The sequence below is a fragment of the Staphylococcus sp. FSL W8-1270 genome, from assembly GCF_038007165.1.
Taxonomy (GTDB): Bacteria; Bacillota; Bacilli; order Staphylococcales; family Staphylococcaceae; genus Staphylococcus; species Staphylococcus hominis.
The window spans coordinates 1,693,780-1,706,580 of sequence record NZ_JBBOWQ010000001.1 but is presented as its reverse complement, the minus strand read 5'-3'; the positions used below and the strand labels follow the sequence as shown (position 1 = coordinate 1,706,580).

At 31.1% G+C, this 12,801-nt stretch carries 11 protein-coding genes and 1 riboswitch; of the genes, 7 read left to right on the top strand and 4 right to left on the bottom strand.

What is annotated here, in order from left to right; all coding sequences use genetic code 11:
- Positions 1 to 4 precede the first annotated feature (4 nt).
- Positions 5 to 1,201, bottom strand: a complete 1,197-nt coding sequence (gene ltaA, locus NSU06_RS08510; RefSeq protein WP_340779807.1) for a lipoteichoic acid biosynthesis MFS flippase LtaA — start codon at positions 1,199 to 1,201, stop codon at positions 5 to 7.
- Complete coding sequence (locus tag NSU06_RS08505) at positions 1,176 to 2,354, bottom strand: diglucosyl diacylglycerol synthase (RefSeq protein WP_017175802.1); 1,179 nt, start codon at positions 2,352 to 2,354, stop codon at positions 1,176 to 1,178. The genes ltaA and NSU06_RS08505 overlap by 26 nt, the downstream gene beginning before the upstream one ends.
- A 380-nt stretch (positions 2,355 to 2,734) precedes the next feature.
- Between NSU06_RS08505 and NSU06_RS08500 the strand changes: the two genes are divergently transcribed.
- The 6 genes from NSU06_RS08500 to NSU06_RS08475 all read left to right on the top strand — a co-directional run bounded on the left by NSU06_RS08500 (position 2,735) and on the right by NSU06_RS08475 (position 10,603).
- On the top strand, positions 2,735 to 4,219 hold the full coding sequence (locus tag NSU06_RS08500; RefSeq protein ID WP_145449546.1) for a UDP-N-acetylmuramoyl-L-alanyl-D-glutamate--L-lysine ligase: 1,485 nt from the start codon (positions 2,735 to 2,737) through the stop codon (positions 4,217 to 4,219).
- Positions 4,209 to 4,466, top strand: coding sequence for a YueH family protein (locus NSU06_RS08495; protein WP_054105364.1), 258 nt, complete (start codon positions 4,209 to 4,211; stop codon positions 4,464 to 4,466). The genes NSU06_RS08500 and NSU06_RS08495 overlap by 11 nt, the downstream gene beginning before the upstream one ends.
- The gene (locus NSU06_RS08490; protein ID WP_340779801.1) at positions 4,463 to 6,025 is read left to right on the top strand and encodes a peptide chain release factor 3; all 1,563 of its coding nucleotides are present in this window, start codon (positions 4,463 to 4,465) and stop codon (positions 6,023 to 6,025) included. The genes NSU06_RS08495 and NSU06_RS08490 overlap by 4 nt, the downstream gene beginning before the upstream one ends.
- Positions 6,026 to 6,146: 121 nt before the next feature.
- Positions 6,147 to 6,279, top strand: a riboswitch (yybP-ykoY riboswitch).
- Positions 6,280 to 6,335: 56 nt separating this feature from the next.
- Complete coding sequence (locus NSU06_RS08485) at positions 6,336 to 7,133, top strand: TerC family protein (protein ID WP_048682477.1); 798 nt, start codon at positions 6,336 to 6,338, stop codon at positions 7,131 to 7,133.
- Positions 7,134 to 7,366: 233 nt separating this feature from the next.
- Positions 7,367 to 9,226 carry a trypsin-like peptidase domain-containing protein gene (locus NSU06_RS08480; RefSeq protein WP_101804198.1) on the top strand — a complete coding sequence of 620 codons (1,860 nt, stop codon included), beginning with the start codon at positions 7,367 to 7,369 and terminating at the stop codon, positions 9,224 to 9,226.
- Positions 9,227 to 9,244: 18 nt separating this feature from the next.
- Complete coding sequence (locus NSU06_RS08475; RefSeq protein WP_002488327.1) at positions 9,245 to 10,603, top strand: TrkH family potassium uptake protein; 1,359 nt, start codon at positions 9,245 to 9,247, stop codon at positions 10,601 to 10,603.
- Between the two features lie 163 nt (positions 10,604 to 10,766).
- On the opposite strand, the gene NSU06_RS08470 is transcribed toward NSU06_RS08475, so the two are convergent.
- Together NSU06_RS08470 and NSU06_RS08465 are read right to left on the bottom strand one after the other, a co-directional pair.
- Entirely contained in the window at positions 10,767 to 11,369 is a 603-nt protein-coding gene (locus NSU06_RS08470; RefSeq protein ID WP_071560569.1) for a CPBP family glutamic-type intramembrane protease, read from the bottom strand.
- Positions 11,370 to 11,384: 15 nt separating this feature from the next.
- Entirely contained in the window at positions 11,385 to 11,561 is a 177-nt protein-coding gene (locus NSU06_RS08465) for a YkvS family protein (protein WP_002448045.1), read from the bottom strand.
- 188 nt (positions 11,562 to 11,749) lie between these two features.
- On the opposite strand from NSU06_RS08465, the gene NSU06_RS08460 reads away from it, so the two are divergent.
- Positions 11,750 to 12,739 (top strand): lipoate--protein ligase, encoded by a 990-nt coding sequence (locus NSU06_RS08460; protein WP_048762301.1) that lies wholly within the window; start codon positions 11,750 to 11,752, stop codon positions 12,737 to 12,739.
- Positions 12,740 to 12,801: the final 62 nt, after the last annotated feature.

Here is a 12,801-nt window from a genome sequence, read left to right as displayed (position 1 = left end):
TTTTTTAAGAATATTTTTGATGCTTTCTACTTTTGATAAAATAAATACCATAAAAAATAGCGAGTAATAGAAAAATCAAAGCTGAGACATAGAATGTATTATTTAATCCATTTGAGAATTGAGCGATAAGGCCTCCGAAAAGAGGACCAATCATTGAACCAAAGCCTTGGACGCTATTAAATACACCCCAAGTTTCTTCTTGTTCAGATGGATCGATATGTCCAGCCATAAAAGTATTCCAAGCAGGTAATAAAATGCCATAGATTAAACCTATAAAGGCGGCAACTATCCAAACAACAATAATATTGTTAACTAGTGAGAGACCAAAAATAAATAGCGTAAACAATATGAATCCTACAAAAATAACGGTATACATAAAGCCAGTGCTATTTTTATCGATCATTTTAGATAAAAATAACATTGATATTGCGCAACCAATACCACCAATAGCGATAGCAGCAGTATATTCAATAGTTGTTACCCCCACAACTTTTGTAGCATACGTCGGTAATATTGGAAGCAAAGCTGATATTGAAGCACCTTGTAACAAAATGCCTGGGAATAAAATCATATGACGTTTCATTACCTCTATGATTTGACCTAATTGTTCTTTCACAGGTTTAGTATTATAATTTGTGAGTTTTACATCTACAAAATAATAAAGTATCCATGCAATGATAACGACAAGAGACATCGCAAATGCAAATCGCGTTGGATGTATTTTGACTAGAACATTCATAAACGCCCAACCTACAAGCAAACCTAATAACCATGAAAAGTATACATAACCCATTTGTTTGCCACGTTGACTTTCTTCCACACTAGATAACATGATTACCCATATTGGACTTACTGCAATCCCTAGCATAATTGCACTAATGATGATAATGATGGGATTAGCTGGAAAGAAAATAATTAGAAACAAGCTTAAAAAAGCTAATAAAAAACCTAAATTAAGGACGATTTTAGTTCCGAATTTCTTTAATAAAAAACCAATCACAAAGTTTGTAGCTGCATCTGAAATAAAATGAATAGATAGTGCTACTGAAGTCACAGCTACAGCGATAGAGGTTACAGTAGGTAAATAGTTAACATAACTTAATACATACATTCCTCTAGCAAATTCCATTAAAAATAAAATAACGAGCATTATTTTAAAGTTTTTACTTACGCTTTTATTGTTTGACAAAGAACTTGGCATATAATGGCACCTTTCCATAAATTTCTTGCTGTTGAGATGAATGATCGAGCATATTCAATAAATCGATACAAAGTCGATGGGTTGAATAATCTACTCTATCTTGACGCATTGTATTTATCATTAAAGTTAATTTGTTCGAATCATGTGTTAATTCAGAGACAATGTCAATTGCATCTTCAGGAGTATCAGCAATTCTACCATACCCTTTTTCTTGGAAATAATACGCATTTTCTAGTTCTTGTCCTGGAGCAGGATTTAAGAAAATCATTGGGATACTTCTTGTCAAACCTTCGGATATCGTAATCCCACCTGGTTTAGTGATCATTAATTGACTTGAAGCCATCCATTCATTCATATGTTTTGTATATCCTAAAATAAGAACGTTGTCGTAAGATTTAAATCTAGCTTCCAAATTACGTTTAAGTCCTTTACTTCTACCACAAATCATAACGACTTGAGAATGAGGACTTTTTTCTAAGATACGTTCTATCATATGTTCAAAACCTTTTGATACTCCAAAAGCACCTGCAGACATAAGAATAGTAGTTTTTTTAGGGTCTAAATGATATTTTTTTAGCCAAGCCTGTTGATCAATATCCGCTTCAAATTTATCAGAAATAGGGATACCTGTGACTTTAATTAAAGATGCCGGTACACCAACGTTTACAAAGTCTTCTTTTGTATCTTCAGTAGCCACATAATATCTATGAGAATTTGGAGTAATCCAGTTCTTTTGTAGACGATAATCCGTCATGACTGTTGCGATAGGAATACGCATGTTAAATTGTTCAGTTAATACTGACATCACGGGCGTTGGAAAAGTCATTAAAATCAAGTCAGGCTTTTCTTTTAAAAGTAGGTTAATTAATTTATTTAAACCATAGTATTTATAAAAACATTTATCTAATTCATCTGGTCGACTATAATAAAAGTTTTTATACATATTTCTAAAATATTTAAAGCTATTGATATACCATTTTTTACAAATAGACGTAAGGATGGGATGTGCTTCCATAAATAAATCATGCTCAATAACAGAAATATGAGATAGATTCATGTCATTCAATTGATTGACAATACTTTGTGTCACTTGTAAATGACCATTTCCAAATGATCCAGTGATAATCAATATCTTTTTATTTTGAGTAACCATTAATAGTCACCCTCCAATAATTTAAGTTTAATCCATCGAATAATGTATTACAGTAAAAAATACATACGGGTATAAATAATATGTATTTTATTCAAGAAAGTCATAAAATTCATTTATAGTGAATTATAGCATATTCGAACAATGATTACTTTAACTTTATACCCTTATCCTAGCACTAATAAAGTGAAATGTATGGGACTTACACTAAGATAAGAAAAAATTTATAAATAATTAACTTGGAATTAATATTAATAATATAGAAGATACAAAAATTATTTGATTTTGAGTAGTTCAGAATTTACTTTTTTAGGTGAGAATAAATTTATCAACAACTTTAAAATGTGTATAATAGAGATATTGAAAAAAAGGAGCGATACATTTTGAATGCGAATGAGTTGTTCAATAAAATAAGAGTTAAACAAGTTATAGGAACTTTAGATATAGATATCACTGATATTACTACAGATTCTCGAACTGCTAGTGGAGAAAGTATCTTTGTAGCCTCTAAAGGATATACTGTAGATAGTCATAGATTTTGTCAAAACGTCATTGACCAAGGAACTAAAATTATAGTTGTAAACCGTAAGCAAGAAGTTAAAGGAGAAGTCACACAAGTTATTGTACCTGATACTTTAAGAGTAGCCAGTATATTAGCGCATACATTATTTGATTATCCAAGTCAACAACTCACTACCTTTGGCGTCACTGGTACAAATGGTAAAACTTCAATCGCGACAATGATTCACTTAATTTATAGAGGATTAGACAAAAATAGTGCGTATTTAGGTACGAATGGATTTCAAATTAATGAAGAAAAAACAAAAGGGGCAAATACTACTCCTGAAACTGTATTGCTTACTAAGAAAATTAAGCAAGCTGTAGATAGTAAAGCTGAAGCAATGACTATGGAAGTCTCAAGTCATGGATTAGCTCTAGGACGATTAAGAGGGGTAGAATTTGATGTAGCTATTTTTTCAAATTTAACCCAAGATCATTTAGACTTTCATGGCACAATGGAAGCTTATGGACATGCTAAATCTTTACTATTTAGTCAATTAGGTGAAGATTTATCAAAAGAAAAGTATGTGGTATTAAATAATGATGATGATTTCTCTAAATATTTAGAAACGGTAACACCATTTGAAATATTGACATATGGTATAGATAATGGAGCACAGTTTATGGCTCAAAATATCAAAGAATCTTTACAAGGTGTACAATTTGATTGTGTTACTCCATTTGGCACGTATCATGTTTCATCACCCTATGTAGGTAAATTTAATATCTCAAATCTTATGGCAGCTATGATAGCAGTGTGGAGTAAAGGAGTCGATTTCAAAGATATCGTAGAAGTGGTGAAATCTTTAGAACCTGTTGAAGGGCGTCTAGAGGTTTTAGATCCATCACTTCCAATCGATTTAATTATTGATTATGCACATACTGCTGATGGTATGAATAAACTGATTGACGCAGTGCAACCTTTTGTTAAACAAAAGCTCATCTTTTTAGTAGGCATGGCTGGCGAACGTGATTTAACAAAAACGCCTGAAATGGGCGCTGTTGCATGTCGAGCAGACTATGTTATTTTTACACCTGACAATCCAGCAGATGACGACCCTAAAATGTTGACTGCAGAACTTGCTAAAGGGGCAACACATAATAACTATGTAGAATTTGAAGATCGAGCTGAAGGCATTAAACATGCTATCGAAGTCGCGAATCCAGGTGATACAGTTGTACTTGCTTCTAAAGGTAGAGAACCTTATCAAATTATGCCAGGACACGTGAAAGTGCCACATCGTGACGATTTAATTGGTTTAGAAGCTGCGTATAAAAAGTTTGGAAAATCCAACTATGATCATTAAGCAACTTTCTGAACAAAATGAAATAATCAATGTCTATCTATATGAAAATGTGCATCATTCTTATTATATGATAGCTATTCCAGATATGTTTTGGTCTGTAGAATTAAATGCACAACTCAATGAACAGGAAATAAATGAAGAGTTAATAATGCAATTATTTACATTTAAAGAAGAAAGTGAAGCATTGCGTATAGCTTCTCAGTTATCTAAGTGGATAATAAAGGATTTAAAGGAGAATAATGAATGAGTTTAAAAGAAGAAATAGAATCAAGAAAGACGTTTGCTATTATCTCACACCCGGATGCTGGTAAAACGACGCTAACTGAAAAATTATTATATTTTAGTGGTGCTATTCGTGAAGCGGGTACTGTAAAAGGGAAAAAAACAGGGAAATTTGCAACCAGTGACTGGATGAAAGTGGAACAAGAACGTGGTATTTCTGTGACCAGTTCAGTCATGCAATTTGATTATGATGATTATAAAATTAATATTCTAGATACACCAGGACACGAAGACTTTTCTGAAGATACATACCGAACATTAATGGCGGTTGATAGTGCAGTAATGGTTATCGATTGTGCGAAAGGGATCGAACCCCAAACATTAAAATTATTTAAAGTATGTAAAATGAGAGGCATTCCTATCTTTACTTTTATCAACAAATTAGACCGTGTAGGTAAAGAACCATTTGAACTATTAGAAGAAATTGAAGAAACATTAAATATTGACACCTATCCAATGAATTGGCCAATAGGAATGGGTCAAAACTTTTTTGGTATTATCGATCGTGAGTCTAAAACTATTGAACCTTTTAGAGATGAAGAGAATGTATTACATTTAAATGATGAGTATGAACTTAAAGAAGAACACACTATTAGCAATGATAGTGCTTTCGAACAAGCGATTGAAGAGTTTATGTTAGTTGAAGAAGCTGGCGAAAAATTTGATAATGAAGCATTATTAAATGGTGATTTAACTCCTGTATTCTTTGGATCAGCATTGGCTAATTTCGGGGTTCAGAATTTCTTGAATGCATATGTAGATTATGCGCCCATGCCTAATGCTCGTCAGACAAATGAAGAAGTTGAAGTTAGCCCGTTTGATGACGAGTTCTCAGGTTTTATATTTAAAATTCAAGCGAATATGGATCCTAAACATAGAGATAGAATTGCTTTTATGAGAGTAGTTAGTGGTGCGTTTGAAAGAGGTATGGATGTGACCCTACAACGTACTAATAAAAAACAAAAAATCACACGTTCTACCTCTTTTATGGCAGATGATAAAGAAACTGTCAATCACGCTGTAGCTGGAGATATTATTGGATTATACGATACAGGTAACTACCAAATTGGTGATACATTAGTTGGAGGTAAACAAAAATTTAACTTCCAAGATTTACCGCAATTTACACCTGAAATTTTCATGAAAGTCTCTACTAAAAATGTAATGAAACAAAAACATTTCCATAAAGGAATTGAACAGCTTGTGCAAGAAGGTGCGATTCAATATTATAAAACACTTCATACGAATCAAATTATTCTCGGTGCAGTGGGTCAATTACAATTTGAAGTATTCGAGCACAGAATGAAAAATGAATACAATGTAGATGTCGTCATGGAACCCGTAGGTAGAAAAATTGCACGTTGGATTGAAAATGAAGAGAATATTCAAGATAAGATGAACACGTCACGTTCTATTTTAGTGAAAGACAGATATGATAAGTTTGTTTTCTTATTTGAAAATGAGTTTGCTACACGTTGGTTTGAAGAAAAATTCCCAGATATTAAACTATATAGTTTATTATAAAAAAATGACAATATAAGGTTTAAGTTAAAATAATAATAAAGATATACAATAATTTTAGCTTTAACATTGTTTATATATATCAAATCTGGTTATAATACTCTTAACAAATAAATACCTATGGCTTAATGTCAGGGGGGAGTAACTTGAGAATTTGAGATGCTATATTACTAACATCTTAAATTCAGCATTTTATCGTCATTACGAAGTTGATACTTCCGGTAAAATGAGCAAATTTGCTAAGTGAGACCTTTGCTATGAATTAGCATAGGTCTTTTTATTTGTAAAAAATAAATAAAGGAGCTGTCTTTTCATGGATCCAAGCTTAATTTTACCTTATTTGTGGGTAATATTAGTGTTAGTATTTTTAGAAGGATTACTAGCAGCAGATAACGCGGTTGTAATGGCAGTAATGGTTAAGCATTTACCACCAGAACAGCGTAAAAAAGCATTATTCTATGGTTTACTAGGAGCATTTATTTTCCGTTTTATTGCTTTATTTTTAATTAGTATTATTGTGAATTTCTGGTTTATTCAAGCGATTGGTGCTGCATACTTAATTTTCATGTCTATTAGAAATCTTTGGAATTTCTTCCATAAGAAAGATGAAGAGGAACAAGTTGGGGATGAACATCATTATGATGAAACTGGCGCTGAAAAGAAAGTAAGTGCTGGAAAATTTTGGGCTACTGTATTTAAAGTAGAGTTTGCTGACATTGCCTTTGCAATTGATTCTATGTTAGCAGCAATGGCTATTGCAGTGACACTTCCTAAGATGGGTATTCATTTTGGCGGTATGGATTTAGGCCAATTTGGAGTTATGTTCATCGGTGGTATGATTGGTGTTATTTTAATGCGTTTTGCAGCAACATGGTTTGTTGATTTATTAAATAAATATCCAGGTTTAGAAGGTGCCGCTTTTGCAATTGTTGGCTGGGTAGGTATTAAATTAGTAGTTATCGTATTAGCTCATCCAGATATTGGCGTATTATCAGAAGACTTCCCACATAGTACGTTATGGCAAGCAATCTTTTGGACTGTAATGATTTTATTAGTTGTGATTGGATGGTTAACATCAGTAAGAAAAAATAAAAAGAATGCTAAGCATTAGATGTAATCGAAACCTTTTGAAGTTTTTTTATAAAAAACTTCAAAAGGTTTTTTCAATTAATAACTATTTGTCAAATATTTTTAGAAAATATTTGACAATCGTTTGCTTATTAACACTAATGATATTAAAATTTAAGTAATATATAAATAAATTAAGATAGATATATAACCACATAAAAGTAAATCATTTTTTAGTGATATATATTGTGATTTCAAGGTTAGGAGTGGGCATCTTTGGATAATGATAAAAAACAAGTGATACCGCGTAGTAAATATGGGCGTAAACGTCACGAATACTTTCATAATGAAGAACGTGAGGAACGTATTGAACGTGAAAGACAAAAGCGTGAACATTTAGCAGAAAAAGAACAGCATCAAGCAAAAGTAAATGAAGAACGTGTCAAAGATAATTTAAGAAAAGCTAGAATTGAAAAATTAACACAAGAAGAAATTCAACAACAACAACATTTAGCTAAGTTAAGATCAAAAAGAGATGCATCAAACACAGCTAAGAAAAATAATAGGCATCATTTAACTCTGCCTGAAGAACAACACCTTAAACAAGAAGACATACATAATGAGGAATTGAAACAGCAAAAACCAATTTCGAGTAATGGCTCAAAAAGTGAAAATGAAACGAATAAATCTATAGAACCAACTTATAGTAGATTGAATAAAAATAATGAATCTCGTCCAAAGTCTAAACAAGAAAAAGACAATCAACATAATGATACAATTAAAACACAATCTAAACATCCAACAATCACTGAAGAATCATACACTTCAACTAAGGATAAAGAATCAATCCATACTGAGAAAGAACAAATTTCAACTCAGCAACGTTCAACTCAAGTAGAACATACTAAGAGTGAACAATCAAAGCACATATCTAATTCTGATAAGAATACGACAGAAAATATATCGGATCAACAATCTCATGAATCACATGAACAATCATCAAATGATACAAAAAATAAAGTCGTTGACTTTTTAAAAGAACATTGGATTAAAATTTTAATCGCAATTGCGTTAATATTAATTTTAGTTTTAGTAAAAGCTATTTTTACTGAACCTTCACAAGAACAACATTCAAATCAAACACATACACAAGATAAGAAGTACACAACAACTATGAAAAACGCTAATAATACTGTCAGATCAGTGGTAACAGTAGAAAGTGACGCACCTAAGAATACTTCAGTTCAAAAAACAAATTCAAAATTAGATAGTGAACTTGGCTCAGGTGTCGTCTACAAAACTGTAGGCGATACTTTTTTTGTATTAACAAATACACATATTGTTGGTGAAGCGGATAAAGTTAAGATTACATATGGAGAGAATAAAAGTATAAAAGGTGACGTGGTCGGAAAGGATAAATGGTCAGATATTGCAGTAGTGAAAGCAAAAATCAATGATAAAAATATTAATTCTATCCATATTGGAAATTCAGATAAATTAGTTTTAGGGGAATCGATATTAATTGTAGGTAATCCTCTAGGAGAAGAGTTTAGAAATACGGTATCAAAAGGGATTATTTCGGGGCTAAATCGGTTGGTTCCTGTTGATTTTGATAAAGATAATAAAAATGATGAATTGATGCAAACGTTCCAAATTGATGCTTCTGTTAATCCAGGAAATTCAGGTGGAGCTGTAGTTAATAAAGATGGAGAGCTTATTGGTATCGTCTCATTAAAAATTAATATGCCAAGTATAGAAGGAATGGGTTTTGCTATTCCCATTAATGAAGCTAAATCAATCGCTAAAGAGCTTGAGAAAAATGGGAAAGTAAATTACCCCAATACTGGAATAGCTTTAGAAAATGTAAATGATTTAAATCATTATGAACGCTCACTTTTAAAATTACCTAATGATATAAATGATGGGATTTTAGTGAAAAAATTAAAAGATGACGGTTTAGGTAAAAAATCAGGTTTAAAAATTGGTGATGTCATTGTAAAATTAGAAGGTAAAACATTAAAAGATAATTTGCAGTATAGACACATCCTGTTTAACCATCGACAAGATTTAAAAACGTTATCGGCTAAAATTTACAGAGATGGAAATATTCAAGATATAGAAATTAATTTGAAATGACATTGAGGTGACAAACTAATGTCTATTTTCAGTAAATTATTCAAAAAATCAACGCCTCAACAAGGTATTGTTTTATATTATTTAATTGCAATTGTCGTTGCATTTTTATTACTCAATTTACCTTTTGTACATAAACCTGGCGTGAAGGTGAGTCCTATAGATACATTGTTTGTAGCTGTATCTGGAATTAGTGTGACCGGTTTAACGCCAGTCAGTATTATTGATACCTATTCATCATTTGGCCAACTTATCATTTTAATTATCTTAAACATCGGTGGCATAGGCGTAATGGCGATAGGTACAGTGTTGTGGGTAGTACTTGGTAAACATATTGGTATGCGCGAACGTCAACTTATCATGCTTGATAATAATAAAGACACAATGAGTGGGACAGTTAAGCTTATTATTGAAATTGTTAAAACCATCATGACTATCGAAATTGTAGGTGCACTCTTGCTTGCATTTTATTTTTACAGAGACAATCCTGATTTAAAAAATGCTTTAATGCAAGGTTTGTTTGTATCTATTTCAGCTACTACAAATGGTGGGTTAGATATTACTGGCCAATCACTAGTTCCATATGCCAAGGATTACTTTGTACAAACTATTGTAATGTTTTTAATTATTCTTGGATCAATTGGTTTTCCAGTATTACTTGAAATCAGAGCTTATATACGAAATAGAGTAAGTCATTTTAGATTTTCTTTATTTACTAAAATTACAACAACGACTTACTTTTTCCTATTTATATCTGGATTTTTATCTATTTTAGCACTTGAGTACAATCATGCATTCAAAGGATATAATTGGCATCAATCTTTATTCTATGCATTATTTCAATCTGCAACTACACGTAGTGCTGGATTACAAACCATTGATGTGACACACTTTAGTGATGCAACAAATGTCATTATGAGTATTCTCATGTTTATTGGATCTTCTCCGAGTTCAGTAGGAGGAGGTATTCGAACAACGACATTTGCGATACTTATTTTATTTGTGATTAATTTTAATAACAATACAGAAAAATCATCGATTAAAGTATTTAATAGAGAAATTCATACCATCGATATACAACGTTCTTTTGCTGTGTTTATAATGGCGACGGTACTTACTTTTGTAAGTATCATTATTATATTAGCAGCAGAAGCCAATAATTTATCATTCTTACAGGTGTTTTTTGAAGTCATGTCTGCGTTTGGAACATGTGGCTTATCACTTGGGGTGACAGATAATATTAGCAGTATTACCAAGGTCGTCTTAATGCTTCTTATGTTTATAGGACGTGTCGGTTTAATATCATTTATTATTATGATATCTGGTCGTAAAGAACCTGATAAATTTAGTTATCCAAAAGAGAGAATTCAAATTGGATAACTAAAAAAGGAAAGTGGGATACATTCATTTTGAATTCGTTATCCCACTCTTTTTTGTATGTAGATAGTTATGTTTTAAATAAAAAAAGAATATCGTTATTGAAATGAATCGTGATACCAATTAAAAAAACCTTTTCTTAGTTTTAGCAACTAAGAAAAGGTTTTTATCCATGAAAGATAAGTAATAAAATGATGGCAACAATTTGACCTAAAGACGATGTAACAATACGTCTTGTATACTGATAACTCAATGATAATATGACTTGAGCTATAAAGATAAAAATAACAATCCACCATTTATCAAGATAGATAAATAAAGAACTAGAACATAATGCAGGTATTAAAATTGTTATCCAACGAGGTAGTCTAAATTTATTTAACTCTTTTTGTAAGACAGCACGCATGTATAACTCATGACAAGGGATGACAAATAAGATAGTAACTAACATTTGCCATTTAAAATATACACCTGTTCTTGATAATTCTTTAATTAATTCGGTATAAGTAATTTGTGACGATATAAGTGAAAATATAAGTTGTATTATCACTAATACAACACCTGTGATTACGCCCACACCAATAGAGGTTAATAGACGTTTTGATGTGATATCACGTTGATAAAATACATAACTAATGCCAGCAATTAACATTATACCAGTATATAAATACCAATATTCTTGATGTTCTCCCCACATTATAAATAAGATAAGATGAAATACAATAAAACTTGCAACAAACCAAATTAAGGGTTTAGATGTATTTTTCATTTAATATTAACCTTCTTATTCAACGATTTTATATCGTTTGTGATTAATAACTGTTTTTTCAGGTAAATCTAGTTCATTAAAATTTTCCATAATTGTCAAATCAACAATAACTGAATTATCATTAATTTTTTCAACACGGCCTCTTAAACCGTCATAAAATTCTACAATATTTCCAACTTCTGCAACAGTCATTTCGAGTCCTCCTCAAATCATAGCTAGACTATATTGTACTAAAATTTACACTACAAATAAACAAATATATACTAAAATCAGAAAATATTATATTATTTTTGAAAATAATGCCATAATTAAGTTAAATAATCGATAGTGGAAGATATATTGCATTATTAAATTTTAAAAGAAAGAGAAAGGTGAGTGCTATGAAATTTGTAAGTAATAATAATATTACTGATCCTACAATTAACTTAGCCATGGAAGAATATGTACTTAAATATTTACCTGCAGATGATAGTTACTTTTTATTTTATGTTAATGAACCCTCAATCATTGTAGGTAAAAATCAAAATACAATTGAAGAAGTTAATAAACAGTATGTAGATGAGCATCATATTCATGTTGTACGACGAATTTCTGGAGGAGGAGCTGTGTACCATGATAAAGGCAATTTGAATTTTAGTTTTGTAACGAGTGATGATGGTAACAGTTTTCATAACTTCAAGAAATTTACTGAGCCTATTGTTCAAGCTTTACAATCTATGGGTGTAGATGCAGAAATGACAGGCCGTAATGACATTCAAGTAGGCGCAGCTAAAATTTCTGGAAATGCTATGGTTAAGGTTAAAAATCGTATGTTTAGTCATGGTACATTAATGCTAAATAGTGATTTAGAAGAAGTACAAAACGCATTAAAAGTGAATCCTAAAAAAATTCAATCTAAAGGTGTGAAGTCTGTACGTAAACGCGTAGCAAATATTGAAGAATTTTTAGATGACTCTATTACAATTGATCAATTTAAGCAAATTATTTTAAAAAACATCTTTGGTGAGCATGAAGTAGAGGAATATCATTTAACGGAAGAAGACTGGAACAATATTAAGCAATTAAGCAATGAAAAATATCGCACTTGGGATTGGAATTATGGTAAAAATCCGAAATATAATTTTGAACGTGACGAGAAGTTTGAAAAAGGATTCATTCAAATTAAATTTGATGTCAAAAAAGGAAAAATTGAGCATGCTAAAATCTTTGGCGATTTCTTTGGAGAAGGAAATGTCAATGAATTAGAAGATGCTTTAGTAGGAACATTACACGATTATACTCATATAAAAGAAGTAATGGAAGACTATGACTTTTATCATTACTTTGGTGATATTGATAAAGACAGTATATTGAAGTTAATGGCGTATTAGTTTAAATATAAAAAAGGAGTCAAATTGTAGAAACATTGGCTCTTTTTTTATAAAAAAAACTC